Raw genomic sequence first — 25,240 nt, 5'->3', positions numbered from 1 at the left:
GGATGGCGCAAGCTTAGCAAGCGACCCCGGGCCGCCCCTGCGGCGGGGTGCCGCGGCGAGCTGAGCTGTATCAGGTTTCGGGTTGTTTTGTCGGAAATTCCTGTGGGGGCGGCTTCAGCCGCGATGCTTTTGCCTTGAGGCTGCAGAGCAGGAGCATCGCGACTGAAGTCGCTCCCACCAGAAGCGTCAGCCGATGCGCTCGGTCATGCGATGGCGGCCGGTCAGGCGCGCCCAGCGCAGGCCGATGTCGATCCACATCAGGTAGGTGGCTTCCATCAGCAACAGGCCGATGTAACGCGGCCGTTTTGGCAGCGTCGGCTCGGCGGCGATCGGCACGCTGTCGAAACCCAGTCGCCGGGCCAGCAGCAGACAGCGGGCCAGGTGGTAGCGGCTGGTGACCAGCGCCACGGCGGGCAGCGCGCCGGTGGGCGGTTGCGCCTGCAGCAGGCGGCGGGCGTGGCGCAGGTTTTCCAGCGAATCGATCGAATCCTGCTCCAGCTCGATTCGCGCCGCGGCGGGCAGGCCGCGTCGTTGCAGCCAGGCCAGGCCCGCTTCGGCCTCGCTGCGGTTGCCGCCGCTGCGGCCGCCCAGCAACAGCAGGTGATCCACCTGCTGTTGCCGAAGCAGCGCCATCGCCCGGCGCAGGCGCAGGCGGTAGTCGTGCTGCGGATGGTCGCGCCCCAGCCGCTGCCCGAACACCAGCACGGTCATCCGCCGCGGTGGCGTCAGCGGGCTGCGCGCGGCGATCCGCCAGACATGGATCAGGTAGCCCAGCCACACCAACCCGGCACTCAGCAGCATGACCAGCACCGTCACCAGTGCGGCGTATTGCACGTCGCGATCGCGCAGATAGCGCAGGCGTCGTTGCGCGGGGGACAGGCTGGGAGACAAGGGCGCAGGCACGGGGAAAGGAGTGGCAGTGTGCGCAAACGCCACGGGCCACGCAATTCAGTGAAGGCGACCCTCACATTCGTCGCGGCGGCGACAAGGTGCCGATCAGACTAGGCAAGCCCCGGAGCGCCCGCTACGCTCCGGCGGATGTCTTTGTCGATGATGCCTCTCGCGGTTGCCGCATACACCGCCACTTCCGCCATGGGCCACGGCCTGGCCGCCCAGCGCGAAACGCTGGAGAGCATGCGCAGCGGCCTGCGCCCCAACGATTTCGGCAGCGCGCCGCTGCCGTGCTGGATCGGTCGAGTCGACGGGCTGGAGCAGGCCGCCCTGCCCGCCGAACATACGCGCTGGGAATGCCGCAACAACCGGCTGGCCTGGCTGGGGCTGAATCAGGACGGCTTCCTTGCCCGCGTGCAGCAGGCACGGCAACGCCATGGCGCGAACCGCATCGGCCTGTTCGTGGGCACCTCCACCTCCAGCATCGGCGCCACCGAGGAGGCTTATCGGCGGCTCGATGCCGATGGCAATTTCCCTGCCGACATGCAGCGCCCGGCCATCCATGCGCCGCACTCGCTGGCGGCTTTCGTCGCCGCCGCGCTGGGGCTGGAAGGCCCCTGCCTCACCGTGTCCACCGCCTGTTCGTCCAGCGCCAAGGTGTTCGCCAGCGCGCAGCGGATGATCGCGCTGGGGTTGATCGACGCAGCCGTGGTGGGCGGCGTGGATACCTTGTGCGACAGCGTACTGTTCGGCTTCAACGCGCTGGAGCTGGTGTCGACCCAACCGTGCCGCCCGTTCGACGTGGCGCGCGATGGCATCTCGATCGGCGAGGCGGCGGGCTTCGCCCTGCTGCAGCGGGTGGAAGCGGCGCCACAGGCACCACGGCTGCTGGGCTACGGCGAGGCCAGCGACGCGCACCACATGTCCACGCCGCATCCGCAGGGGCTGGGCGCGGGGCTGGCGCTGCATGCGGCGCTGGCGCGGGCCGGGCTCGAGGCGGCGCAGGTGGACTACCTCAACCTGCATGGCACGGCCAGCCAGAAGAATGACGAGGTGGAAGCCGCGCTGGTCAGCCGCACGTTTCCCGCCACCACGCGGGCCAGTTCCACCAAGGGCTTCACCGGCCACACGCTGGGCGCATCCGGCATCCTGGAGGCCACCGTGGCGCTGCAGGCGATCGAACACGGCCTGGTCCCCGGCAATCTCGGTGGCGACACGCCGGACCCGGCCTGCGGCCCCAGCTTCGCCTGGCGCAACGAGCACCAGCCGGTGCGCGTGGCGTTGAGCAATTCGTTCGGTTTCGGCGGCAACAACGCCTGCCTGGCGTTCGCGGCGGCGGGGTTTGCGGCATGAGCGCGCTGCGGATTCACGTCGAGGGCGTGGGCCTGTGGTCGCCGCAACTGGGTGATTTCGATGCCTTGCGCAGCCTGCTCGATGGCGGTTCGCCGCCACCGCCGCCGGCGCGCCCGGCGGCGGCCAGGATGGCGCCGAACGAGCGCCGTCGCGCACCGGAAAGCGTGCTGCTGGCGGTCGAGGTGGCCGGCCAGGCGGTGGCCATGAGCGGGCGCGAGGCGGCCAGCCTGGCTTGCGTTTTCGCCTCGTCGCATGGTGAACAGTCGATCACCGATTACATGTGCGCCACGCTGGCGCACTCGCCAACCGAGCTGTCGCCGACCCGCTTCCACAACTCGGTGCATAACGCGCCGGTCGGCTACTGGACGATCGCGGTGGGTTGTCACGAGCCGTCCACCGCCGTGTGCGCGCATCGCGCCAGTTTCGGCGCGGGCCTGCTGGAGGCCGCCGGCCAGGTGCTGGCCGAGCAGCGGCCCGTGCTGCTGGTATGCGCCGACACCGCCGGCAGTGGGCCGCTGGGCAAGGTGATCGGCGGTGAACAACCGTTCGCCTGCGCATTGGTGCTGGCCCCCGCGGCGGGCCCGGCGACGCGGGCGCGGCTCGATATCCAGCTGAATGCCGGTGGCGAAGGGACCGATCTGGCGCCGCCGCTGAGTGGCTGGCGCGCGGGCAACGCATCCGCCGAAGCACTGCCGTTGCTGGCCATGCTGGCCCGCGGCACCGGCCGCTGCCAGCTGGCTGCCGGCCCCCGACTGGGCTTGCAGATCGACACGGAGGCGGTCGCTTGAATACCCCGCGCTGGTGCGTGCTGATTCCCTGCCTCAATGAAGAGGCGGCCATCCAGTCGGTGGTGGAATCCGTGCTGGCGCTGGGAGCACCGGTGATCGTGATCGACGACGGCTCGGACGACCGCACCCCGGAGATCGTGGCCGCGCTGCCGGTGACCTTGCTGCGCCACACGCACCGCCGCGGCAAGGGCGAAGCCCTGCGGCGCGGCTTTCGCGAAGCATTGCGCCAGGGTTACGACGCCGTGGTGACGATGGATGGCGATGGCCAGCACCTGGCCAGCGACATCCCGCGCATTGCCGCCGCCGCCGCCCGCTACCCGGACCACATCGTGATCGGCGCGCGCCTGCTGGACAGGGATCAGCAGCCCAAGGGCCGCCGCCGCGCCAACGCCGTGGCCGACTGGGGCGTCTCCTGGGCCTGCGCCCAGCCGGTGGCCGACACCCAGAGCGGGCAGCGCTGGTATCCGCGCGCGGCGCTGGAACTGGTTGATCTGCCGGCGGAAAATTTTGTGTTCGAGGCGGCCATCCTGATTGTCGCCTCGCGCGAGAAGAAGCTGGGCGTGGTCTCCGTGCCGATCGCTTCGCGCTACCATGGCTCGTTCCGACCCAGCCATTTCAGCCCGGTGCGCGATGTGGTCCGCATCACGGTTTACACCATTGGCCGGGTCGTGCATTACGGCCATATCATGGCCAGCCATCGTCGATCGCGTGGTACGCCGACGATCGTGCAGGACCAGTTGGGGGTTGTCTGACGAGGGGTTGTACGACCAGGGGTTACAGGTAGTTTCGGGGAGAAGGCAAGTGTTGTTGTTGCAGCTGGTCGTGATATTGACCGCGTCGAGGACGCTGGCGTGGGTGTTGCGCTGGCTTGGCCAGCCGCGGGTGATCGGGGAAATGCTGGCCGGCCTGGCACTGGGGCCGATATTGCTGGGCACCGTGGCGCCGGAGTGGCAACAGTGGCTGTTCGCCGCCGACACGCTGCCCGCGCTGGATGCGCTGAGCCAGCTCGGCCTGGTGTTGTTCATGCTGATCGTGGGTGCCGAACTGCGCCTGCCGGCCGGCTCGCACCGCTCGCTGCGCGCCGCCGGCGCGGTCGGCGTGCTGGCGGTGCTGCTGCCGATGGCGCTGGGCCTGCTGATCGCGCCCAGCCTGCAGGCGCGATTCGCCCCCCCGGGGGTTTCGTTCTGGGCGTTCGCGATGTTCCTGGCCGCGGCCATCGGCATCACCGCGATGCCGGTGCTGGCGCGCATCCTCAAGGACTCGCGCCGCACCTGCACGCCCGTGGGCCAGCTCGCCCTGGCCAGTGCCGCGGTGGCCGATGTGCTGGCCTGGCTGGCGCTGGCGTTTGCCATGGCGATGGCCTCGTCGAACGGCGACTGGACGCCGTTCCTGCGCGCCTCGATCGGCGTCGTCGCGATGATCCTGCTGTGCCTTGGCGTGTTGCGCCCGTGCCTGGCGTGGCTGTTGCGCCGCCACGCGCAGCAAGGCCACCCCGACAGCTACATGCTGGCCCTGCTGCTGATCGGCACGTTCGCCTGCGGTGCGCTGACCCACTGGATGCATCTGCACGCGGTGTTCGGCGCCTTCCTGTTCGGCGTGGCCTTGCCGCGCAACGATGCGCTGTTGGCCAGCCTGATCCTGCGGCTGGAGAACATCACCGTGATGGCGCTGCTGCCGGTGTTCTTCGCGCTGGCCGGCCTCAGCACCACCGCCGCGGCGCTGGACATCCAGGCCTTCGGCGCGCTGGCCCTGATCCTGCTGGTGGCGGCGTCCGGCAAGCTGTTCGGCGGCGCCGTGGGCGCGCGGCTGGGCGGCTACCGCTGGCGCGACGCCTTCGCGGTGGGCTCGCTGATGAACGCCCGCGGCATGATGGAGCTGATCGTGCTGAAGGTGGGCCTGGATGCCGGGGTGATCGGGCCGCAACTGTTCACCATCCTGCTGCTGATCGCCATCATCACCACGATGATGGCCACCCCGATGCTGGTGGCCCTGGATCGCCGGCCCGCGCCAGCGCGGCCGATGATCCCCGCTGACACCATCCCGCACGCCCCCCCACTGGAGTAAACATGACCGCCACCACGGACGGCCAGACCACACACGACGTCGTCATTCTGGGCGGGGGCCTTGCCGGTCTGACCCTGGCGCTGCAACTGCACGACCGGCTTCCCGGGCTCGACATCGTGGTGCTGGAACGCGCCACCCATCCGCTGCCGCTGGCCGCGCACAAGGTGGGCGAGTCGACCGTCGACATCGGTGCGCATTACTTCGGCGAGACGCTGGGCCTGCGCGATTATCTGCAGCGCGAACACATCCTGAAGTTCGGCCTGCGCTACTTCTTTTCCCATGGCAGCAGCGAGATCGACGCCGTCGCCGAGCTGGGCGTCAGCGAGGTATTCCCCGCGCCCAGCTATCAGCTCGATCGCGGCATCTTCGAGAATTTCCTGGGCGAGGAAGTGGTTCGCCGCGGCATCGATTTCCGCCAGGGCACCCGCGTGCGCGGCTTCGACCTGGGCAAGGGCGGCGGCGTCCATGTCGTGCGCTGCAGCGATGCGGACGGTGATCATGTCCTGCATGCGCGCTGGCTGGTCGATGCGTCCGGCCGCGCCGGCCTGGTGCGGCGGCGGCTGGAGCTCACGGTGGACAACGGCCACCACGTCAATGCCGCCTGGTTCCGCGTCGACGAACGGCTCAAGCCCGACGACTGGTCCGATGACCCGGACTGGCGCCGCCGCTGCACGCCGCCGGAGCGCTGGCGTTCCACCAACCACCTGTGCGGCCCCGGCTACTGGGTGTGGCTGATTCCGCTGGCCTCGGGCGCGCATTCGGTCGGCATCGTGGCCGACGCGGCCATGCACCCGCTGGAGGAGTTCAACACCTTCGACCGTGCCCAGGCGTGGCTGGCGCGCCATCAGCCGGCGGTGGCGCGCGAGGTGGCGCGGTGTGCCGACAAGCTGCTGGATTTCCGCTTCCTGCGCAATTATTCCTACGGCTGCTCGCAGCTGTTCAGCGCCGACCGCTGGGCGTTGGCCGGCGAGGCCGGTGCGTTCCTCGACCCGTTCTATTCCCCCGGCAGCGACTTCATCGCCATCGGCAACACCTACATCTGCCAGCTGATCGCCGACGACCGTGCCGGACTGCCGCTGGCCCCGCGCGTGCGCAGCTACGAGCGGCTGTACCAGTCGTTCTACGACAGCATGCTGCAGATCTTCCGCGACCAGTACCCGCTGTTCGGCGATGTGACCGTGATGGCCGCCAAGATCATCTGGGACCACGCGTTTTACTGGGGCGTGCTGTGCCAGCTGGTGTTCCAGCAGCGGCTGGCCGACGTGGCGCTGTTCGCCGACGTGGCACCCGAGCTGGCGCTGGCGCAGGAGCTCAACCAGCGCATGCAGGCGCGCTTCCGCCAATGGCACGAAACCACCACCCCGCAAAACCCGCCGGTGATCTTCGACCAGCGCCAGTTGCCCTGGTTCGTGGCCCTCAACGAAGGCATGCACGACACCCTGGACGATGCCGGCGTACGCGGGCGGCTGCGGGAGAACGTGCGCTTGCTGCAAGGGTTGGCGGATGCCATCGACGCGCAGGCCGCCGCCGGCGCGGACGTGGACGCCACGCCTTCCGGCCAGCCACAGCCGATGTTGTTCATGGCGCCGGGCTGAACCGGACGGTCGCGCGGGTGAGCGCTGGTCAGCGAGCCGAATAAACACCATAATCGGCTCATTCAATGAGCTGAATAGGTCTGCTAATCGGCTCACAACCCGGAGCGCCGCGCTTGGACAGTCCCCGCTGGATCTGGCAAAAGCCGCATTGGCCGCATTTTCGCTGGCAGGCCGAAACGCTGGCACCCCTGCTGCGTGACTGCCAGCACGCCCAAGGCCGGCTGCTGGGCATGGCGGGCGCCGTCGCGGGCGAACCCCGGGCGCAGGACGAGCTGGACACCTTGCTGCAAAACATCATCACCTCGTCGGCGATCGAGGGGGAGTCGCTCAACGTCGGATCGGTGCGCTCGTCGCTGGCCCGCCGATTGGGTGTTGCCGCCGACGCAGGCGCGCGCCCCACCCCGCGCAGTGAAGGTCTGGCCGAGTTGATGTTCGATGCCATCCAGCACAGCGATACACCGCTGGATATGCCGCGCCTGTTGCATTGGCATGTGTGGCTATTTCCCCAACCTGACACCTTGCTCGCGCACCCGGTTCGCGTCGGTCGACTGCGCGGCGACGAGCCGATGCAGGTGGTGTCCGGGCGCATCGATCGACCCACCGTGCATTTCGAGGCGCCGCCGCGCGCGGGGTTGGAAACCGAGCTCAATGCCTTCCTCGACTGGTTCAACGCCAGCCGTGGCGATACCCGCCTCGACCCGCTGTTGCGCGCCGGCATTGCCCACTTCTGGTTCGTCACCCTGCATCCCTTCGACGATGGCAATGGTCGACTCACCCGCGCCATCACGGATCTTGCGTTGGCCCAAGGCGAACACCAGGCCATCCGCTTTCATGCCATGTCGGCCAGCATCCTGGGCGACCGCGCGGGCTACTACCGCGTGCTGGAATCCAGCCAGAAGGCCGATCTCGACATCACGGCCTGGCTGCACTGGTTTCTGTCCACATTGTTGAACAGCCTGCAGCAAGCGCTGCAGCGCATCGATCGCGTGCTGGCCAAGGCGCGCTTCTGGCAGCAGCACCATCACCATGGCTTGTTGCCCGAGCAGATCAAGCTGCTCAACCGCCTGCTCGATGGCGGCGAGCGCGGCTTCGAAAGCGGCATCAGCGCCGCCAAATACCAGGCGCTGGCTAGGGTATCCAAGGCCACTGCCACCCGTCATCTGGCGGACCTGTTGGACAAGGGGTGCCTGGAGCGGCTGCCGGGCGGCGGCCGCAGCACGCGGTATCAAATCAAGGCGGTTCAGCCGGCCGCGTAGATCACGGCCGCGCGCCCCGTCGCCAGCAGGTGGCCACGATGCTCGACGCGGAACGCGTATTGCGCGCCGCTGTCGTCGGCGTAGAGGCATTCGGCATGGACGTCCAGACGGCCATCCAGCTGATCGACATATTCCGCGTGCAACTGCACGTCGCGCAGGCTGACCAACCTTCCCGGCCGCACTTTCTCCACGCCATCCGCCTGTGCCAGCAGCGCGCCGTGGACGGCCATGGCCTGGGCGCCGTATTCGGCCAGGTGCACGGTGTGCAAGCCGTGTTCGCCGCGCAGCGGGTTGTCGGCGCGCGCATGGCCGTCGCTGATGGCGTGGATGGTTTTCTCGTCCCACGCCAGCACGCCGTCGAGCAGGCACATCGTGCCCGCGTGCGGGATAAGGTGCGACCAGTCAGCTTTCGGAAGCATGCGGCGCCATCAGGATGGACAGGCAGAAGTGGAACGCCACGCCCAGGCTCACGGTGAGCCCGATCGCGCGCAGCACCGGGATCGTGGCCCACGCCAGCATGCCGAACACCAGCAGCGCGGACAGCACGCACACCAGCGTGGCGTGCAGCGTGCGCCGTTGTTCGGCCGGGTCGCCGGTGTCGCGTTCGAAGAACAGCGCGTAATGCAGGCCCAGCCCGCCGGCCAGGATCAGCGCCACCAGGTGGAACAGCGAGATCTCGATACCGGCCATGCGCTCCACCGCCAGCACCAGGAAGGTGGCCAGCGTCATCGGCGCCAGCACGTGCCAGGCGCGGCGCACGCTGCGCAAGGCGAAGCTGATGGTCAGCACCAGCAGCACCGCCGCGGCCAGCAGCGCCTGCAGGATGCGCGTGCGGTAATCGACCACCAGCGATTCGGACGCGGCCTTCAGGTCGAGCAGACGCACGCTGCCGTGGCTGCCTTCGCCCAGCGCCTGCAGCGCGGCCACGTCGTGGACGCCGCTGACCGTCCCCAGGCCCAGCCAATGGCCATCGCGCGGCACCAGCATCGCGGCGAGACGCTGGCCCAGCGGCGTCTGCGCATAGCGTTCGGGTGTCAGCGGTGGCAGCGTGCGTGCGGTGTTCACGTCATCGAGGAAGGGCTGGAACAGGTCGGCGCGGAACGGCAGGCCGTCGAGTGCTTCAGTGAGGTCATGCTGCAGCGTGGCCTGGTCGGGCAACTTCTGCTGGCGCTCGCGCTGCAGGGCCACCGCGGGCAGGTAGCGCGAGGGCAGTTCCAGCGTATCCACCGCATGTCTGGCGACCAGCGCATCGACGCGCGGCTGCATCCGTTGCGACAGCTCCAGCACACCCTGGGCGGTCGGTGCCTGCAATACCAGAAGGTAGCGCACGTCGGGCGCGCCCAGCGCCTGGCGCAGGCGTGCGTCGTGCTGCAGCATGCTTTGCGGCAACGGCGTCAACGCCGCCAGGTTGTTCTGCCAGAACGGGCCGGGCGCCAGCGCCAGCATCGCCACGATCGCGGCGGCCACCAGCAGTGGCAGCCAACGCGGTCGCGGCAGGCGATCCACGACGTCGCGCGCGCGCACCAGCCAACCCATGTCGGCCACGTCGCGCACCCGCCGCGGCAGCAGGTGCGGCAGCAGATAACGGGTGCTGAAACCGGCCGCCAGCAGGCCCACGATGGTGAACACCGCCAGCTGCTTCAGGCCGTTCACACCCGAGGTGTAGAAGGCGAGATAGGCGATGCAGGCCGAGGCTATGGCGGTCAGCAGCAGCGGCCACAAGCTGCGCACGCTCTGCAGCGCATCCTCGCCCGCGCGGCGATGGCTGAGCACGCGGATCGGGTATTCCTGCGCCACGCCCAGCAGGGTGAAGCCGAACGCCAGGGTGATGCCGTGTACGTCGGGGAAGGCCAGCGTCAACGCCACGATGCCGGCCAGCGCGGCGCTGGCGATGGGTAGCGCCGACAGCAGCAGCGAGCCGATGCTGCGATACGCCAGCAGCAGCAAGGCGATGAAACCCACGGTGGAAATGCGCCCGATCCAGTCCGCCTGATGCCGCGTCTGCGCGCCCACCACCACGCTGAAATAACCCGGGCCGCTCAGCTCGAGCTTGGCGCCGGCGCTGCCGGGCAAGGCGTGGAACGCCTTTTCGATACCGTCGATGGCCTGCTGCTGGGCGCCGGGGTCGAAGCCCGCGGCGACTGTCTGCACCAGCAGCAGGGCTTCGTCCTGCGCCGAGAACCACACGCCGCCGCGTACCTGCGGCGATTTCGCCGGCGCCCACATCTGGGCCAACTTCAGCACCTCCAGCGTGGGGTCGCGCGGCAGCAGGCCCTTCAGCAGGCTGGCCGCGGGCGAAGACAGCTCGTCCAGCCGCTGCTCGAGCTGGTCGGCGAGGTAGGCCTCGTCCAGCGGCTGCGTATCCAGCGTGGGCGACAGCAGGTAGCGATACGGCAACAGGGCCGGGTCCAGCGCGCCGGGATCGAAACTGCCGTTGATGACCTGGCTGTAGCGCGGGTCGTTTTTCAGCGCCGCCACCAGTCCCTGGCTGAGCGCCGCCAGCTGGTCGTCGGCGCCACCGGAAATCGCCAGCAGCAGCAATCGCGAGCCCGGGCCTTCACCCACCTGCTCCATCAACAGGCGCTGGTCCGGCGTGGTCGGCGCGGGCATGAAACTGCGCAGGTCGGTGCTGATCTTCAGCCGCTGGCTGACCACCCAGCCCAGTCCGGCCAGCGCCAGCAACCACAGCACCAGCAGCGTGGTGCGCCCGCCCCCGCGCAGGCTCAAGGCGCCTCCCCGCACAGCGCCAGCAGCGATTCGCGGGTGGGTTGCGCCGGCATCTTCGCTGCCAGCGGGCCCAGCAGGTCCACCGCCAGGTCGCCATCGGCCTCGTGCATCTGCATGCAGCGCGACATGGTCGCGTAACCGTTGATGGTGATGGCGGCGATGGTGCGGGCGACCTTGGTGTCGCGCGGCACCAGGTTCAGCGTCCATTGCGCGGCGGGGTCACCGTGGTGGCTGATGGTGAACACCTGCTGCAGATGCGCCGGGTCGCCACTGAGCAGGGCCACGAAACTGTCCAGCAGCACCTGCAGTTGCGGTGCGCGGCTCAACGAAAAGTGGCGCGGTTTCTTGCCGGCACGCTCCTGGGTCACCTCGCCGTCGGCGATGGTGAAGGTTTCGGCCTTGGGCTGCTCCACGCGCCGCTGCAGCTTGTCGCCACCCAGCCAGGCCAGCTCGCCGGAAATCACCAGCGGCCGGTCCAGCACCTGCATGAAGCGCGCTTCGGCGAAGGCGGTGTGCGCGGGCGCCGGTTGCCCCAGCGCGTTGATCAGGGCCAGCGTGGCCGATGAGGCCGGCGCCGGCGTCGCCGCTTCAGACGCCGATATGCTCGCCGACCACAGCAGCAGGCCCGACATCATCACGAGCGTCTTGCCAGAAATCATAGAAGTTGAACCAGTTGTAGGGAGCGACATGGATGTAGTGTTCCACCCGCTGTGCATACCGGGCCATCAAGGTATCCAGCGCGGGCCCGCGGTTTTGTCGTGGAATCTCGACCTGGTCGGCGAACGGCTCGAACGTCAGCCGATAGCGGTTGCCACCCAGATAAATGCCGAAGCACAGTACCACCGGCACCTGCAGCGTATGCGCCAGCAACCAGGGGCTGACCGGGAACGGCGCGGTCGAGCCCAGGAACGGGACGCGACGCAACACCTCGTGGCCGCGGCCACGATCGGCCAGCATCGCCACCACCGCGCCTTGCTGGCAGGCTTCGGCCATCGCCAGCGCGATGCTGGTGCCGTCCTGTGCCGCATCGATCACGCAGTCGCCGATCTCCGGTGCCAGCGCTTCCAGCAGTTCGGTCATCGCGGGGGTTTTCTGCTTGTCCAGCACCACCCGCAGCGGCAGCTCCGGGCGTCGCCCGCCGATCGCCCGCAGCGCCTCGAAACTGCCCTGGTGCGAACCGAACAGCAGCACGCCACGACCCAGCGCCACGCGCTGTTCCAACTGTTCCAGGCCCACCACCTCGATCCGGAACGGCCGCTCGCCATGCGCCAGCAGGAACACCCGATCCATGATCGTGGCGGCAAAGCAGTGCAGGTGTTTCATCACCTGCCATGGCGTGCCGGGCCGCCCGAACACGCGCTGCAGATAGTGCCGCGACGCCTGCCGCTCCGGCGCGCGGCGCAGGTAGAAGTAGACCGTGATCGGGTACAGGCACAAGCGGCCCAGCCGGCGGCCGCCATACAGGGCGATGTTGCGGATCAGCCACAACGCGAAACGGCCACCGCCCTCGGGGCGGCTCTGCCAGTTCTCGGTGTTGCTCATGCCGCGCCCTCGATGAGGCCGCGCGCCAGCACGGTGTCCTCCCGGCGGATCTCGAAACGCACCCGCGCCTCGGCCGACGTCAGCCGCACCGTGGCCGCTTCGTCAGGCAGCAGCGGGGCCAGGAATTTCGCCTCCACCACCCGCGCCAGCCGCTGGCCGCGCCAGGCGCGCAGCGCCAGCGCCACCTGCTCCAGCAACACCACGCCGGGCACCAGCGGCTGGCCCGGGAAATGGCCTGGCAGCGCCGGATGGGTGGCGTTGATGCAGAGGGGATGTTCGAACGCGGTCATGATGTCGCCACACGCAAGGTCATGCCCGGCCGCGTGAGTGCGCGGCCCGGACCACGGGCAAGGCATTCGCGGGGAAGCACGGCGCAATGGGGGAAAACGCCAGCGGGGCCGCAGTGTTCAGCTGACCTTGTGCTGCTCGACATGCGCCGAAAGCGTACGCAGGCTGGTGAAGATCTGCCGGTTGTCCGGGTTGTCCGAACGCAGCTGGAAACCGTAGCGCTTGGACACCGCCAGCGCGATTTCCAGTGCATCGATGGAATCGAGCCCCAGGTCGCCGCCAAACAACGGGGCGTCGGGGTCGATCTGCGCGGGGGTGACCGTTTCGAGATTCAGGCATTGCACGACCAACGTGGCCAATTCGTGTTGCGCCGCTGTCTGTTCCGCCATGCTTGCTTCCGTACTCAAATTGCATTGCCTCCCCCCGGGGGCACTGGGCGCGGAGTGTAACATAGCGCCCTTGTCTTACCCGGTTGTAACGAAGATGCAGGGATGTGAAAACCCACAGCGCGCGCCCTTGCGGCGCGCACCGCGAGTTTCCTACCGCGTGGCCGATGTCGAGGCTGCCCTGGCGGAAACCGGCACCTTGGCGTTGTTCGATTTCGGCGCGCGCGCACGGCGCGAAGACCCGCGCTGCCTGCAGGTGACGCTGGAAAGTTTCGACGCGCCGTCAACGCTGGAGATCTGGCAGGTGGATGCGCCGGTGGAATCCGGCGTCGCCGGCGACCTGCGCTGGTCGGCCGGCGGCGGCTGGTTGTACGCCGTGATCGAGCTGGACGAGCGCGACTACGGCGGCCCGCAGGCCACCGCCACCCACGCCTATGAGCAGCTGCGCGCCTTCGTCGGCCAGCGCGCCGAGCACCATGTGCTGCGCATCTGGAATTACATGGCCGCCATCAACCAGGGCGAGGGCGACGCCGAGCGTTACAAGCAGTTCTGCATCGGTCGCGCCGAGGGCATGGGCGATTTCTTCGCCGAAGGCTTCCCCGCCGCCACCGCCATCGGCCACCATGGCGAGGTGCCGCTGCTGCAGGTCTACCTGCTGGCCTGCGACCAGCCGGGCCAGCGCGTGGAAAACCCGCGCCAAGTCAGCGCCTGGCGTTACCCGCGCCAATACGGCAGCACGCCGCCCAGCTTCGCCCGCGCCATGAGCCTGCCGGCGCTGGATGCGCTGGCGATATCCGGCACCGCGGCCGTGGTGGGCCACGCCTCGGCGCACCACGACGACCTCGATGCGCAGCTTGAGGAAACCCTGGTCAACCTCGAAGCCCTGCTGGCCAGCGCCGGCATGAGCGCCGGCTTCGACACCCAGTCACCGCTGAAAGCCTACGTGCGGCACGGTGTCGATGCCGCACGCGTGAACGACTTCCTGCAGCAACGCCTGCCCGGCGTACCGGTGCTGGTGCTGCACGGCGACATCTGCCGTGGTGAATTGCTGGTGGAAATCGACGGCTGGCGCTACGCCTGAACGCGGTCTTTGCTGCGTCGTCCGCTCAGCCGGCGGCCGCCAGCTTGTCGCCGCAATGCGCGTCGTAAGCCGGGTACAGGCGCACTTCCTCGCGCGTCCAGCGCTTGTTGAGCACGCCCATCACCTTGCCGAAGCCGCGGGCGAACACCAGGTCGTCGTGTTCGCGTTCCATGCCGTCGAAAAAGGCCAGGATCTCGCGTGAGAGTTCCTGCATTTCGTTGGCGTATTCGTTGGCCAGCGGCTGGGTTTGCGGGTTGCCGCGCAGGGCGGGGTAGAGGTGGGTGTCTTCGTGATGCAGGTGGTCGACGATCAACTGTCGCGCCTTCTTCAGCTGGCGCTGGCCGTCCGGCGTGGAAATGCCGACGCGCCGCACCGAATCCAGCATGTCGCGCATTTGCGCGTGCTCGTTGCGGAGGTTGACGATGAGGTGGGTGGGGGACATGCGGTGACTCCGTCACTGGGGGAGCCGGCAGCATGGCGTCCACCATACGCACCCGCACTGACCTGGGTCACGCCGCCGCCGACCTCCCGCGCTCAGCGCGGCTGTTTCACCGGCCGCTTCCAGCCCGGCAACGTCAGCTGTCGCCCACGCGCCACCGTGAGCTCGCCCTCGGGCGCGTCGCGGGTGATCACCGAGCCGGCGCCGATGGTGGCCTGCGCGCCGATCGTCACCGGTGCCACCAGCGAACTGTTGGAGCCGATGAAGGCGCCGTCGCCGATGTGCGTCTGGAACTTGTTCACGCCGTCGTAGTTGCAGGTGATGGTGCCGGCGCCGATGTTGACGCCGCTGCCCACCACGCTGTCGCCGAGGTAGGTGAGGTGGTTGGCCTTGCTGCCCTCGCCCAGATGCGTTTTCTTGGTTTCCACGAAGTTGCCGATGTGCACGCCCGCGTCCAGCTCGGTGCCGGGGCGCAACCGCGCGAACGGGCCGATGGTGCAGGGGCCGTGGGTGACCACGCCGTCCAGGTCGCAATGCGATTGCACCACGGTGCCCGCGGCCAGCTGCACGTTGTGCAGGCGGCAGAACGGGCCGATGTGCACGCGGTCGCCCAGCTGCACGCGGCCTTCCAGGATCACGTCGATATCCAGCTCCACGTCGCTGCCGGCCTCGACCGTGCCGCGCACGTCCAGGCGCAGGGGGTCGGCCAGGCGCACGCCCTCGCGCATCAGGGTTTCGGCGGCGCGGCGGCGGTAGGCGGCTTCCAGCGTGGACAACTGCAGCGGGTCATTCGCGCCGGCCGCTTCCACCGGATCGTCGCATTCGACGCTGAGCGCCGGCTGGCCTTCCTGCGCGGCCATCCCGAAAATGTCGGTGAGGTAGTACTCGCCCTGGGCGTTGTTGCGATCGAGCCGCCCGATCCAGCCGCGCAGCGCCTGCGCGTCGGCCACCAGGATGCCGGTGTTGACCAGATCCACCGCGCGCTGCTGCGCATCGGCGTCCTTTTCCTCGACCACGGCCTGCACGCGACTGGCGTCATCGCACAGCACACGGCCATAGCCCCGCGGCTGGGCCAGGCGCATGGTGAGCAGGCCCAACGCGCTGCCGCTCTGCACCAGCCGCTGCAGCGTCTCGACGCGGGTCAGCGGCACGTCGCCATACAGCACCAGCACCCGAACGCCATCCGGCACGCCGGCCAGCGCCTGCTCCACCGCGTGGCCGGTACCCAGGCGCTCGGCCTGCAGCGCCCAGCGCAGGTCGGTCTGCTCGGCAAACGCGGCCTGCACCTGGTCGCCGCCGTGGCCGTGCACGATGTGGATCGCCGCCGGCTGCAAGGCCCGGGCCGCGTTCACTACATGGGCCAGCAGGGGCTGGCCGGCCAGCGGCATCAGCACCTTGGGCCGGGCCGATTTCATTCGCGTGCCGGCGCCGGCGGCGAGGACGATCACGTGCAGGGGCGGCGTTGCCATGGTTCACCATGCAGTTCGGAAACCACGCAGGATAGCAGCGGCATCAGTCGCTTTCAGTTGCCTTCGGCGCGGGCTTCAGATCCTCCAGCTGCGGCGTGTATGCCTTCACGAACGCATTGCGCAGCACGCCCACGATCGCGGCCCAGGTGCCCAGCTTCCTGTCGTCGATGCGCCCGCTGATCGGCACGCGGGTGGCGAACTGGTCCTTCGCGTGATTCTTGAACAATGAAGTGACGCCCTGCGCCACGGCTTCCCAGGCCACGCGCAGCGGATTCTTCTTGTCCTCTTCCACGTCCTGTTTCCAGCTGAAGATCTCGACCCCGTGCAGCAGCGGCTTGGCGTAGCCGTCGAGCTGGCCGTCGCGCGCCTCCAGCTGCATCGTGAAATCGCCGCTGCCGCCGGCGAAATCCAGCTTGGCGTAGGCGCGGGCGAAATCGTTGAGGCGGGTCAGCTGGATGTCCCTGATGCGCAGCTCCATGGCGAAATCGCCGCTGCGCTCCAGCGGATCGATGCTGGCCTTGACCTGCAGCGGCGCGTCCTGCAGCACCCTGGCAGTGGCCTGCAGGGTGGCCACGCGGCGGCCGTCGCGGCGGTCGGCGTTGGTGAGATTGACGACGGTGCCATTCACGTCGGTCATCTTCATGTCCACCCGCGGATGCGAGGTGAAGTTGTGGAAGGTGACCGTGCTGTCGTGCACTGCCAGCTCGTCCAGCCGGATCGGCACCAGCATTTCCAGCTGGTCGCGCCAGTTCACGCCCTTGCCCGACTGGCCGCTGGCGTTGCCGTCGCCATCCACGAAATTCAGCGATGCGCGGGTGAACGCCACCTTGCCGCGCAGGCGGCCGTGGGTCAGTGCGCGCCAGCTGATCGCGATATCGGTGTGGGCGGCATCGAACAGCGGCACCGGCACCTTGCCGCTGACCTTGACCACTTTCAGCCCCTCGATGCCGTAGGCGCCGCGCCACAGGTGGATGTCCACATCGGCCAGCTGGCCGTGGTAATCGCCCATCCGCTCCATGCGCAGGTTGAGGTAGCTTTTCACCGCATACGGCAAGGCCAGCCGCGCCACCACCAGCACCACAATCACTGCCAGCAGCCAGCCGACGGAGCGGCGATATCGGAATTTCATGGGCGATCCTTTCGGGGCTCCGGCGCATTCTAGGAATGTGAATGTGGGCGCGATGTGGGCGGGGCGGCCTGTGGGAGCGACTTCAGTCGCGATGCTTTTTGGTTTTGATGTTGCTTGTAGAGCGAAGAGCTTTCGATCGCCTTAGGCGACCGAGTTGCTTTCTCTTTGCGTGCTCAAAGAGAAAGTAACCAAAGAGAAAGAGCACCCCGCTTACGCGCCTTGCGGGCATCCTGCCCGCAAGGTACGCGTGCGGGCTACGGGGTTTGTCGACAGTCCACCCATGGACTGACGCCAAACTGGTTCGCGTCCATGCGAACCACCCTGCGGGCTCTTCCTTCGCCCGCCCGCCGCTTCAGAGGGGCCCCGGGTAGAGCAGCGCGCCATCGTGGCGCGCACTCGGTGCGCAGCGGCGTTGCCGCTGCGAGAGCGTCGCGGCATGGGGCTTTCCTCAAAACTCCGATCACCCTGAGCGTAGCCGCGCAGCTTCGAAGTCGAAGGGTGAGGCTAAGTGGCAACCCTTCGACTTCGGCCTTCGGCCTACGCTCAGGGCGAACGGTTGAGGCTGGCGGCTTTGCCTTTGCCTTTCCTTTTGCCCTTGCTTCATCCCGAGTGCGGGCCAAGATGGCCCGCTGCTCTACCCGGGGCCCCTGTGCGGCGGTGAGGCGGGGTCGACAGGCCGCGGAGCGGGAGTCGACAAGGATGTCGGCTCCTTTTCGTCAGGGCAGGATGCCCTGTCGAAAAGCCCGGCCCCGGCTCACGGACTTGCCGCCCATGGATGGGCGGCAAGCGCCAAGTGGGGTGGCCTTTCTCTTTGGTTATCTTTCTCTTTGGCCACGCAAAGAGAAAGTAACTCGAGCGCCAAAGGCGATCGAAAGCTCTTGCTCTAAAGCCACATTCAAGAGCACAAGCATCGCGACTGAGGTCGCTCCCACAGCCATTTCCCAGAGCGCAGCCGCCTAGTGGCGGCGCTAGGCATTAAACTCTGTTGTCGCTGCGCCGCGCGCAGCCTTTGTCTCGCTGAAAGGCTTCCCCATGCCGCAATTATCCGTCGTCGTTCCCGTGTTCAACGAGCGCGACAACATCCCGCCCCTGCTGGCCGAGATTGCCGCCGCGCTGCGTGGCAAGCTGGCGTTCGAGGTCATCTACATCGACGACGACTCCAGCGACGACAGCCGCGCGGTGCTGGCGGCGCAGAAAGCGCTGCATCCGGAGTTGCGCGTGTTGCATCACGTCACCCGCAGCGGCCAGAGCACGGCGGTGTGGAACGGCGTGCGTGCGGCGCAGGCGCCGTGGATCGCCACGCTGGACGGCGACGGCCAGAACGACCCGGCCGACATCCCCAAGTTGCTGGCCGCGCGCGATGCCGCGGCGGCCGACGTGCGGCTGTTTGCGGGCTGGCGCACCACCCGCCGTGACAGCTTCAACAAGCGCATTTCCTCGAAGGTGGCCAACGCGGTGCGCTCGCGCATGCTGCGCGACGCCACGCCGGACACCGGCTGCGGGCTGAAATTGTTCGAGCGCGAGGTGTTCCTGCGCCTGCCCTATTTCGACCACATGCACCGCTACCTGCCCGCGCTGGTGAAGCGCGCCGGCTTCCAGACCCAGAGCGTGCCGGTGGGCCATCGCCCGCGCACGGCGGGAGTTTCCAAGTACGGCATGCTGGACCGGCTGTGGGTGGGGCTGGCCGACCTGCGCGGCGTGGCGTGGCTGATGCGCCGCGGCAAGGTCACCGTGGTCGAGGAACTGTAACCGCCGCCTGCGCGCGGCCTGCGGAGGTTGTCATGGGCATCGCCATCAAACGCGTCTACGAGGCGCCCGCCGAGGGCGACGGTTACCGCGTGCTGATCGATCGCCTGTGGCCGCGCGGGCTGAAGAAGGAGGCGGTGCTGATGGATGTCTGGGCCAAGGAGCTGGCCCCGTCCACCGAACTGCGCAAGTGGTTTGGCCATGACCCGGCGCTGTGGGACGAATTCCGCCAGCGCTACGCGGCCGAGCTGGCCGACTCGGCCGACGTCTGGCAAGCGCTCGCGCGGCGATCCGCCAGGGAGCCGGTGACCTTGCTGTACGGCGCCCGCGATGAGGAGCACAACGACGCGGTGGCGTTGCAGGCGCTGATGGAGCAGTGGCTGCGCCGGCACAAGCCGCGCTGAGGCCGGCGTCAGGGATTGCGAACGGGCGCCCCGCCGCGGTGCCAGTTGGCGAGCGCGTCGCGGGTTTGTTCGTGGCCGCGTTCGATCAATTCGCTGGCGCGGTAGAACTCGTACGCGCTGGCCATGTTGCGTGGCAGCTGGATCAGCAGGTCTGGCTCGTAGGCGGCCAGCCGCAGGCGCGACAGGTTCGCCTGCATCAGATCCATCGCCTGCGTCAGCAGCTCGAACGCGCCCGGTACCGCCGGCCGGGCTTCGCCATGCGGGATCATGCGGCCGATGAAATCGCCGATGCGCTGGCGGTAGCCGTTGCCTTCGCGCGGCGCCTCCGCCGGCACATTCGCCGGAGTGGCGACCAGCGCCGGGCCGTCCACGCTGACGGCCACCAGGTAGTCGGCCGCTTCACGGATCAGCGGCGTCACCGGCACCGGGTTGAGCAGCGCGCCGTCGATCAGGCGCCGGCCGTCGAGGGTGTACGGGCGAAACACGGTGGGGATCGCGATCGACGCGCGGATGGCGTCGAACAGGCTGCCACGGCCCAGCCACACCTCGCGCCCGCGGTCCAGGTCGGTGGCCACCGCGGTGAAGGTCAGCGGCAGCTCCTCGATCAGGGTATCGCCGACCAGGGCGCGCAGCGTCTCGATGATCTTTTCGCCCTTGATCAGGCCGCCGCCGGAGAACGTCCAGTCCACCAGCCGCAGCACGTCGAGCTTGGCCAGCGCGCTGACCCAGTCGGCGTACACATCGAGCTTGCCCATCGCGTGGATGCCGCCGATCAGCGCGCCCATCGAGCTGCCGGCGATGGCCACGATCTCGAAACCCTGCGCCTCGATCTCGCGGATCACCCCGATATGCGCCAGGCCCTTCGCGCCGCCGGCACCCAGCGCCAGCGCGACGGTGGGTTTGCGGACGGTGGAGGATGCGGGCAAGGCGTCGGTCATGGCGTCGTCGAAGGGGTCCGGGTCATCACGATACGTTGGCACCAGCCTGTGTTGAAGTCCACGCATTCTGGAACCGACAAGGTGTTTGTCCCATGATGCGGGGCGTGAATGACGACAAACCAATCGCCCAAACCATCGTCGGGCGCCGGATGTCTTGCGCCGCGAAATCGCGCCCGCGCTGCGCGGGGGGTCGCCGGTGAGCTGGCAGGCATGGGCCACGGTCGCGATCATCGTGGGTGCGATGGCGCTGTTCGTCAGCGAGAAAGTGCGCATCGACCTTGTGGCGCTGCTGGTGCTGGGATCGCTGGTGGTGCTGGGCATCGTCACACCGGTGCAGGCCTTGTCCGGCTTCAGCAACGAGGCCACGGTGACGGTGGCGGCAATGTTCGCGCTGAGCCTGGGCATCGAGCGCTCCGGCGTGCTCGATCCGCTGACCCGCCTGCTGATGAAGATCCGCAAACCATGGCTGCTGACCCTGGCGATGATGCTGGCGATCGCGCCGCTGGGCGCCTTCGTCAAGAACATCGCGCTGGTGGCCACCTTCCTGCCGCTGGCGCTGCGTGTATGCCAGCGCACCGGCACCTCGCCCGCGCGAGTGCTGATGCCGATGGCCTACGCCGCGCAGATGGGCGGCGTGTGCACCCTGATCGGCACTTCGTCCAACCTGCTCGCTGACAGCCTGGCGCAAAAGCACGGCATGGCCGAGTTCGGCGTGTTCGAGTTCACCCAGTTGGGCGCGGTATTGGCGGTGGTGGGCATCACCTACCTGATGCTGATCGGCCGGCACCTGTTGCCCAGGCACATCGACGCGACCCTGCCGCAGGGCAGCGACATCGGCAAATACGTCACCGAGCTGGAAGTGAGTGAGGATTCACCGCTGCTGGGCACGGCCATCGCCGAGGCGCGGCTAGGCGAGAAGTTCAACGTCTATCCACTGGAATTGCTGCGCGGCGAACGGCGCATGTGGTCGCCGCGCGAACAGAAGCTGCAGGCCGGCGATGTGCTGCTGGTGCGCGGCGACTGGGACAAGATCGAGGAATTCCAGCGCCAGACCAGGCTGCACAACGCACCCGAGCGGCGCTACGCGAAAGAGGGCGAGCAGCCCCGCGTGCTGGCCGAGATCATGGTGGCACCGGCCAGCCCGGTGGAGGATCGCCGCCTGGCCGAGATCGGCCTGGATTGGCGCTACCGCGCCACGGTGCTGGCGTTGCACCGGCGCGGCGAAGTGCTGCGCGACAAGCTCAGCGTCACCCGCCTGGCCGTCGGCGACGTGCTGCTGGTGCTGGTGGACGAAGACGCCATGGCCAAGCTGCGCAGCGACGAGACCTTCATCGTGTTGAACGAGCGCGACGATTCCCGTGGCATGTCGCGCAAGGCGATCGTGGCTGCGGCGATCATGGCCGCCGTGGTGGTGGTGTCCGGCCTGCACTGGCTGCCGATTCCCATCGCCGCCATATGCGGTGCGGTGGCGATGGCGCTCACCGGCTGTTTTGGCCGTAAAGACGTCTACGAGGGCATGGACTGGAAGATCATCGTGCTGCTCGGCGCGATCCTGCCGCTGGGGCTGGCGATCGAGAACACCGGGTTGTCCACCGTGGTGGTGCAAGGCGCGATGGAACTGGTGGGCGGACACGGCCCGCTGGCCGCGTTGCTGATGGTCTACCTGCTCACCGCGCTGCTGACCGAGCTGATGGGCCACAACCCGTCGGTGGTGCTGATGGTGGGCATCGCGATCACCGTGGCGCACGCGGTGCACGCCGATCCACGCCCGTTCGTGGTGGCGGTGGCCTTTGCCGCCGCCACCTCCTTCGCCACCCCGGTCGGCTACCCCACCAACACCATGGTCTATTACGCCGGCGGCTACCGCTTCACCGACTTCATGAAAGTGGGCATCCCGCTGATCGCGATTTTCTGCGCGGTGTCGATGTGGCTGATTCCGGTGTTCTGGCCTTTCAATCCTTGAGAGCGGGGAATAGGGAATGGGGAATCGTTGAAGCGCCGGCGGCATGAGAGCTCACGCTTTTTCCCATTCTCCATTCCCCATTCTCTATTCCCGGCTACTGGTACCCGCCCAGGGCCAGCTGCAGCAGGATCTTCATCTCCTCGCGCAGCGACATCGGTGCCACCACTTCGGCATCCGGGCCGTACTTGAGTACGTCCATCAGCAGTTCCTTCGAGTTGGAGTACGGCACTTTCAATTCGTAGCGGCCGTCGGGCAGCCATTCGCCTTTTTGCTGCGAGTGCCAGTGTTCGTCGGCGACCCAGCGGGCGGCGTGGGCGGAGAAGCGCAGGGTGGCCCAGGCTTTGGGCTTGCCGGCGAAGATGCCGTAGCTGGAGGCGAGCAGGTCGTTGAGGTCGCCTTCGCTGACGTCGATCGCCGGCTGCTCCAGCGCCTGCGCCTCGGCGATGCGGTCCACCGCGAAGCTGCGCAGCGCCTCGCGGTCGTGATCCCACACGTCGAGGTACCAGTTGTCGCGGTAGTGGGTCAGCCGCTGCGGCGACACGGTGCGGTGGCTGTCGGCATTGGTGGTGCGCGCGCGGTAGCGGAAGCGCAGTTGCCGCCGCCGCAACACGGCACCAGCCACGGTGCGGAACACCTGCTGGTCCAGCCGCCGCTCGCCCCAGGGGATCACCCGGATGCGCTCCAGCGGCAAGGCGGTGCCGCTGCCCTGGTCGGTGAGCAGCCCTTCGATGCGCGCCTTGAACGGTGCCAGCGCGCCGGCCAGCACGCCCGGTCCGCTGCGGCCCATCAATTCGTTCAGGGCCAGCAACGCGGCCAGTTCGTCGGAGGTGAGCCACAAGCCGGGCAGTTCGAAACGCTCGCCCTCGCCCAGTGCGTAGCGGAACGCGGCCGAATCGCCGCCGGCGCTTTCGATCGGCGCGCCCAGCGCATCGCGCAGAAACGCCACGTCGCGATACAGCGTGGCGCGGGAGCATTCCAGCTCGCCCAGCAGGCGTGGCAACGGGATCGGGTAATGCGCCGATTTCAGCATGCGATGCAGGGTGAGTATGCGTTCGTAGCGGTCCATGACGCGGGTCCAGGCTGGGGTTGGAATGCAGGCGTTGTAGCACGGGCGGCGTGTGTGATGCGGTCGCCGGGACACACCGGGGCGCTTGCCGTATCCTGAGCGTTCGATGCCTTGACTGACAACGTCCATGCCACCGATCTCCTCCTCGCCCGACGCCGCGCCGGCCAACGACGCGAACGGCAGCCAAGCCGCGCGGGCGGTCACCCATGTGGCGGCACCGTTCTGGCGCGTGCTGGCCACGAGCGGCTACGGCCTGTGGGCGTGGCTGGGGATGGCGTTGGTGTTGGGACGGCCGGATGGCCGCAGCGGAACGCTGGTGCCGCTGGCGGCCGGGCTGGTGCTTGCCGGGTTCGGCCTGATGCTGGCCTGCCTGCCGGGGCGCGGTGCCGCGCACGACTGGTATGGCTGGCAGCCGTATCGCGACAGCCGACCCACGCGGGCGGCGTTGCTGGCGTTTGTCACTTACCTGCCGATGCTTGGCGTGGCCGGCCTGGCCCGCGGCGACAACGATTTCTGGGCGACGCGACTGGCCGGCGCGGCGCTGGCGCTTTGCAGCCTGGCCAGCCTCGCCTACAACCATTACGACCATCGCCGCCGCTGGGTGCGGCCGGCGCCGCCGCCGCCGTCACGGCAGTTTCCGCTGCGCCGGGTGCTTTTCGCCGGCTATGCCGGTGGCCTGTGCCTGTGGGCCATCACGGTGGCGCAGGGCCAGCAGGGCTCGCCATTCCTGGGCATGCCATGGCTGGCGGTGTTGCTGGCGCTGGCGCTGGCGACGTGGGTGACGGAAGTCCGGGCCTGGCGATCGCTGGAGCGCCGTCGCCCCGCACGCACGGCGGTATTGCGCTCGGCCCGGTGGGTGTCGACCTTGCTGGCCTACGCCGTCCCGGCGCTGGCGATCGTGCTGGCCATGTGGATCCACACGCCGCTGCTGGCCGCCGCGGTTGCAGCGCCCAGTTGCCTGTTGGGGCGCTGGCTGGAACAACGCCAGTTCGCCGCCGTGCGCCGGAATGACATCATCCGCTGAACTTGCCGGCGTCATTCATAGCAAGTTCAATGCGGCCGGCTATCGTAGTAACTCACTTTTAATTAACAAATGGATCGCTCCCCGGATGAAAAAGACCTTGATGGCCAGCGCGCTGCTGGCGGCGTGTGCCAGTTTCGGCGTGCAGGCGCAAAGCGCACCCAACAACGGCGGCTGGAGCGGTTCGGGCGAGTTCGGTTTCGCGTCCTCCACCGGCAACTCGCGTTCGGAGAACCTCAACGCCAAGCTCGGCCTGAACCAGGAAAACGACCAGTGGAAGAACAGCTTCTTCGTCGACGGCCTGCGCTCGAAGAGCCAGCAGACCGTGGAGGACGAGGCGGGCAACACGATCAAGCAATTCAACACCACCGCCAACCGCTACGACGGCGGCGCGTCGGTGGGCTACAAGCTTGATCCGCGCAGCTACATCGTGGGCGCGGCCCGTTACGAGCACGACGATTTCGGCGCCAACCTGTGGCAGGGCATCGTCTCGCTGGGCTACGGCTACATCGCGTTGAAAGACGAGCGCAACGAGCTCTCGTTCGAAGTCGGCCCCGGTTACAAGCGTTACCGCCCGGCTGACACCCACATCATCGTCGACAACGAAAGCGTGGCCGTACGCCAGCCCACCGAAAGCGAGATGGTCGGCCGCGGCCTGGTCAACTACAAGTACAAGCTCACCGAAAACACCTCGTTTGACGACACGCTGCTGGTCGAAGCAGGCTCCAAGAACACCTACCTGCAGAACGACGCGGGGCTAGCCGTCAGCATGACCAAGAAGCTGGCGCTGAAAGTCGGCTTCCAGGTGCGCCACAACACCGACGTGTTGCCGGGCACCAAGAACACCGACACGCTCACCACCACCAACCTGGTCTACAGCTTCTGAGTTGATCGCACCGGGGTATCGCCACGGCCCTTCCGCGCAAGCGGGAGGGCCGTTGTCGTTGGAGAGCGGTCGCCTTTCTTCCTCCCCTGCTTGCTGCGGGGGAGGGCCGGGGAGGGGTTTCGCTCTTGACCTTCGCGGCAAGCCCGAGCCACCCCCTCCCAGCCTCCCCCTGCCAGCAGGGGGAGGAGCCACAAGAGTGCCTCGCCGT

General features: G+C 68.1%; 24 protein-coding genes. 12 read left to right on the top strand and 12 right to left on the bottom strand.

Features of this window, described 5'->3' with window-relative positions; genetic code table 11:
- Positions 1–186: 186 nt before the first annotated feature.
- Positions 187–891, bottom strand: a complete 705-nt coding sequence (locus ASD22_RS11855) for a YdcF family protein (RefSeq protein ID WP_056083408.1) — start codon at positions 889–891, stop codon at positions 187–189.
- A gap of 159 nt (positions 892–1,050) precedes the next feature.
- On the opposite strand from ASD22_RS11855, the gene ASD22_RS11850 reads away from it, so the two are divergent.
- From ASD22_RS11850 to ASD22_RS11825, 6 genes are all read left to right on the top strand, one after another.
- Positions 1,051–2,244, top strand: coding sequence for a beta-ketoacyl-[acyl-carrier-protein] synthase family protein (locus ASD22_RS11850; protein WP_056083403.1), 1,194 nt, complete (start codon positions 1,051–1,053; stop codon positions 2,242–2,244).
- Positions 2,241–3,032 carry a beta-ketoacyl synthase chain length factor gene (locus ASD22_RS11845; protein ID WP_056083400.1) on the top strand — a complete coding sequence of 264 codons (792 nt, stop codon included), beginning with the start codon at positions 2,241–2,243 and terminating at the stop codon, positions 3,030–3,032. Before ASD22_RS11850 ends, ASD22_RS11845 begins: the two co-directional genes overlap by 4 nt.
- Positions 3,029–3,784: a glycosyltransferase family 2 protein gene (locus ASD22_RS11840; RefSeq protein ID WP_056083398.1), complete on the top strand. Its 756-nt coding sequence runs from the start codon at positions 3,029–3,031 to the stop codon at positions 3,782–3,784. The genes ASD22_RS11845 and ASD22_RS11840 overlap by 4 nt, the downstream gene beginning before the upstream one ends.
- 49 nt (positions 3,785–3,833) lie before the next feature.
- On the top strand, positions 3,834–5,096 hold the full coding sequence (locus ASD22_RS11835) for a cation:proton antiporter (RefSeq protein WP_056083396.1): 1,263 nt from the start codon (positions 3,834–3,836) through the stop codon (positions 5,094–5,096).
- Positions 5,097–5,098: 2 nt separating this feature from the next.
- Positions 5,099–6,691 carry a tryptophan 7-halogenase gene (locus ASD22_RS11830; protein WP_056083393.1) on the top strand — a complete coding sequence of 531 codons (1,593 nt, stop codon included), beginning with the start codon at positions 5,099–5,101 and terminating at the stop codon, positions 6,689–6,691.
- 113 nt (positions 6,692–6,804) lie between these two features.
- Complete coding sequence (locus ASD22_RS11825) at positions 6,805–7,947, top strand: Fic family protein (RefSeq protein WP_056083392.1); 1,143 nt, start codon at positions 6,805–6,807, stop codon at positions 7,945–7,947.
- Here the strand turns inward: ASD22_RS11825 and ASD22_RS11820 are convergent.
- The 6 genes from ASD22_RS11820 to ASD22_RS11795 all read right to left on the bottom strand — a co-directional run bounded on the left by ASD22_RS11820 (position 7,932) and on the right by ASD22_RS11795 (position 12,893).
- Positions 7,932–8,366 carry a hypothetical protein gene (locus ASD22_RS11820; RefSeq protein WP_056083389.1) on the bottom strand — a complete coding sequence of 145 codons (435 nt, stop codon included), beginning with the start codon at positions 8,364–8,366 and terminating at the stop codon, positions 7,932–7,934. The two genes, ASD22_RS11825 and ASD22_RS11820, sit on opposite strands and share 16 nt — an antisense overlap.
- Positions 8,350–10,674, bottom strand: a complete 2,325-nt coding sequence (locus ASD22_RS11815; protein WP_056083387.1) for an MMPL family transporter — start codon at positions 10,672–10,674, stop codon at positions 8,350–8,352. The genes ASD22_RS11820 and ASD22_RS11815 overlap by 17 nt, the downstream gene beginning before the upstream one ends.
- On the bottom strand, positions 10,671–11,309 hold the full coding sequence (locus ASD22_RS11810; protein ID WP_304437642.1) for a LolA-related protein: 639 nt from the start codon (positions 11,307–11,309) through the stop codon (positions 10,671–10,673). Before ASD22_RS11810 ends, ASD22_RS11815 begins: the two co-directional genes overlap by 4 nt.
- Positions 11,263–12,216 (bottom strand): acyltransferase, encoded by a 954-nt coding sequence (locus tag ASD22_RS11805; RefSeq protein ID WP_056083381.1) that lies wholly within the window; start codon positions 12,214–12,216, stop codon positions 11,263–11,265. The genes ASD22_RS11810 and ASD22_RS11805 overlap by 47 nt, the downstream gene beginning before the upstream one ends.
- Complete coding sequence (locus ASD22_RS11800) at positions 12,213–12,506, bottom strand: hydroxymyristoyl-ACP dehydratase (protein ID WP_056083378.1); 294 nt, start codon at positions 12,504–12,506, stop codon at positions 12,213–12,215. Before ASD22_RS11800 ends, ASD22_RS11805 begins: the two co-directional genes overlap by 4 nt.
- Before the next feature lie 117 nt (positions 12,507–12,623).
- Entirely contained in the window at positions 12,624–12,893 is a 270-nt protein-coding gene (locus ASD22_RS11795) for a phosphopantetheine-binding protein (RefSeq protein WP_007082529.1), read from the bottom strand.
- A 94-nt stretch (positions 12,894–12,987) separates the two neighbouring features.
- Here ASD22_RS11795 and ASD22_RS11790 point away from each other — a divergent pair, with 94 nt between their 5' ends.
- Complete coding sequence (locus tag ASD22_RS11790; RefSeq protein ID WP_056083376.1) at positions 12,988–13,971, top strand: hypothetical protein; 984 nt, start codon at positions 12,988–12,990, stop codon at positions 13,969–13,971.
- A gap of 25 nt (positions 13,972–13,996) precedes the next feature.
- Here the strand turns inward: ASD22_RS11790 and ASD22_RS11785 are convergent, their stop codons facing one another.
- The 3 genes from ASD22_RS11785 to ASD22_RS11775 all read right to left on the bottom strand — a co-directional run bounded on the left by ASD22_RS11785 (position 13,997) and on the right by ASD22_RS11775 (position 17,008).
- Positions 13,997–14,413 (bottom strand): hemerythrin domain-containing protein, encoded by a 417-nt coding sequence (locus ASD22_RS11785; RefSeq protein ID WP_056083373.1) that lies wholly within the window; start codon positions 14,411–14,413, stop codon positions 13,997–13,999.
- Between the two features lie 92 nt (positions 14,414–14,505).
- A complete protein-coding gene (gene glmU, locus ASD22_RS11780) occupies positions 14,506–15,879 on the bottom strand; it encodes a bifunctional UDP-N-acetylglucosamine diphosphorylase/glucosamine-1-phosphate N-acetyltransferase GlmU (protein ID WP_056083370.1) in 1,374 nt (457 codons plus the stop codon).
- A gap of 43 nt (positions 15,880–15,922) precedes the next feature.
- The gene (locus ASD22_RS11775) at positions 15,923–17,008 is read right to left on the bottom strand and encodes a DUF748 domain-containing protein (protein ID WP_056083367.1); all 1,086 of its coding nucleotides are present in this window, start codon (positions 17,006–17,008) and stop codon (positions 15,923–15,925) included.
- A gap of 1,032 nt (positions 17,009–18,040) precedes the next feature.
- Between ASD22_RS11775 and ASD22_RS11770 the strand changes: the two genes are divergently transcribed.
- Together ASD22_RS11770 and ASD22_RS11765 are read left to right on the top strand one after the other, a co-directional pair.
- Positions 18,041–18,757 (top strand): glycosyltransferase, encoded by a 717-nt coding sequence (locus ASD22_RS11770; protein ID WP_056083364.1) that lies wholly within the window; start codon positions 18,041–18,043, stop codon positions 18,755–18,757.
- 32 nt (positions 18,758–18,789) lie between these two features.
- On the top strand, positions 18,790–19,158 hold the full coding sequence (locus tag ASD22_RS11765) for a DUF488 domain-containing protein (protein WP_056083361.1): 369 nt from the start codon (positions 18,790–18,792) through the stop codon (positions 19,156–19,158).
- Positions 19,159–19,166: 8 nt separating this feature from the next.
- Here ASD22_RS11765 and ASD22_RS11760 read toward each other — a convergent pair whose 3' ends face one another.
- On the bottom strand, positions 19,167–20,096 hold the full coding sequence (locus tag ASD22_RS11760; protein ID WP_056083359.1) for a patatin-like phospholipase family protein: 930 nt from the start codon (positions 20,094–20,096) through the stop codon (positions 19,167–19,169).
- 154 nt (positions 20,097–20,250) lie between these two features.
- On the opposite strand from ASD22_RS11760, the gene ASD22_RS11755 reads away from it, so the two are divergent.
- Positions 20,251–22,059: an SLC13 family permease gene (locus ASD22_RS11755; protein WP_235577625.1), complete on the top strand. Its 1,809-nt coding sequence runs from the start codon at positions 20,251–20,253 to the stop codon at positions 22,057–22,059.
- Positions 22,060–22,153: 94 nt separating this feature from the next.
- Here the strand turns inward: ASD22_RS11755 and ASD22_RS11750 are convergent, their stop codons facing one another.
- On the bottom strand, positions 22,154–23,125 hold the full coding sequence (locus ASD22_RS11750) for a WYL domain-containing protein (RefSeq protein ID WP_056083356.1): 972 nt from the start codon (positions 23,123–23,125) through the stop codon (positions 22,154–22,156).
- Positions 23,126–23,252: 127 nt separating this feature from the next.
- Between ASD22_RS11750 and ASD22_RS11745 the strand changes: the two genes are divergently transcribed.
- Both ASD22_RS11745 and ASD22_RS11740 read left to right on the top strand, forming a co-directional pair.
- Positions 23,253–24,149 carry a hypothetical protein gene (locus ASD22_RS11745; RefSeq protein WP_056083353.1) on the top strand — a complete coding sequence of 299 codons (897 nt, stop codon included), beginning with the start codon at positions 23,253–23,255 and terminating at the stop codon, positions 24,147–24,149.
- Positions 24,150–24,234: 85 nt separating this feature from the next.
- Entirely contained in the window at positions 24,235–25,032 is a 798-nt protein-coding gene (locus tag ASD22_RS11740) for a DUF481 domain-containing protein (RefSeq protein WP_056083350.1), read from the top strand.
- The last annotated feature ends 208 nt before the right edge of the window (positions 25,033–25,240 follow it).

This window comes from Rhodanobacter sp. Root480 (genome assembly GCF_001426645.1).
GTDB lineage: Bacteria > Pseudomonadota > Gammaproteobacteria > Xanthomonadales > Rhodanobacteraceae > Rhodanobacter > Rhodanobacter ginsenosidimutans.
The sequence above is the reverse complement of the archived record's forward strand: the minus strand, read 5'-3'. Positions and strand labels throughout refer to the sequence as shown.

Coding starts and splice junctions, on each gene's coding strand:
- ASD22_RS11845 (WP_056083400.1), top strand. CDS start 2,241: ATGAGCGCGCTGCGGATTCACGTCGAGGGCGTGGGCCTGTGGTCGCCG.
- ASD22_RS11785 (WP_056083373.1), bottom strand. CDS start 14,413: ATGTCCCCCACCCACCTCATCGTCAACCTCCGCAACGAGCACGCGCAA.
- ASD22_RS11800 (WP_056083378.1), bottom strand. CDS start 12,506: ATGACCGCGTTCGAACATCCCCTCTGCATCAACGCCACCCATCCGGCG.
- ASD22_RS11750 (WP_056083356.1), bottom strand. CDS start 23,125: ATGGACCGCTACGAACGCATACTCACCCTGCATCGCATGCTGAAATCG.
- glmU (WP_056083370.1), bottom strand. CDS start 15,879: ATGGCAACGCCGCCCCTGCACGTGATCGTCCTCGCCGCCGGCGCCGGC.
- ASD22_RS11810 (WP_304437642.1), bottom strand. CDS start 11,309: ATGATGTCGGGCCTGCTGCTGTGGTCGGCGAGCATATCGGCGTCTGAA.
- ASD22_RS11830 (WP_056083393.1), top strand. CDS start 5,099: ATGACCGCCACCACGGACGGCCAGACCACACACGACGTCGTCATTCTG.
- ASD22_RS11795 (WP_007082529.1), bottom strand. CDS start 12,893: ATGGCGGAACAGACAGCGGCGCAACACGAATTGGCCACGTTGGTCGTG.
- ASD22_RS11805 (WP_056083381.1), bottom strand. CDS start 12,216: ATGAGCAACACCGAGAACTGGCAGAGCCGCCCCGAGGGCGGTGGCCGT.
- ASD22_RS11820 (WP_056083389.1), bottom strand. CDS start 8,366: ATGCTTCCGAAAGCTGACTGGTCGCACCTTATCCCGCACGCGGGCACG.
- ASD22_RS11775 (WP_056083367.1), bottom strand. CDS start 17,008: ATGAAATTCCGATATCGCCGCTCCGTCGGCTGGCTGCTGGCAGTGATT.
- ASD22_RS11765 (WP_056083361.1), top strand. CDS start 18,790: ATGGGCATCGCCATCAAACGCGTCTACGAGGCGCCCGCCGAGGGCGAC.
- ASD22_RS11790 (WP_056083376.1), top strand. CDS start 12,988: ATGCAGGGATGTGAAAACCCACAGCGCGCGCCCTTGCGGCGCGCACCG.
- ASD22_RS11745 (WP_056083353.1), top strand. CDS start 23,253: ATGCCACCGATCTCCTCCTCGCCCGACGCCGCGCCGGCCAACGACGCG.
- ASD22_RS11850 (WP_056083403.1), top strand. CDS start 1,051: ATGATGCCTCTCGCGGTTGCCGCATACACCGCCACTTCCGCCATGGGC.
- ASD22_RS11760 (WP_056083359.1), bottom strand. CDS start 20,096: ATGACCGACGCCTTGCCCGCATCCTCCACCGTCCGCAAACCCACCGTC.
- ASD22_RS11740 (WP_056083350.1), top strand. CDS start 24,235: ATGAAAAAGACCTTGATGGCCAGCGCGCTGCTGGCGGCGTGTGCCAGT.
- ASD22_RS11770 (WP_056083364.1), top strand. CDS start 18,041: ATGCCGCAATTATCCGTCGTCGTTCCCGTGTTCAACGAGCGCGACAAC.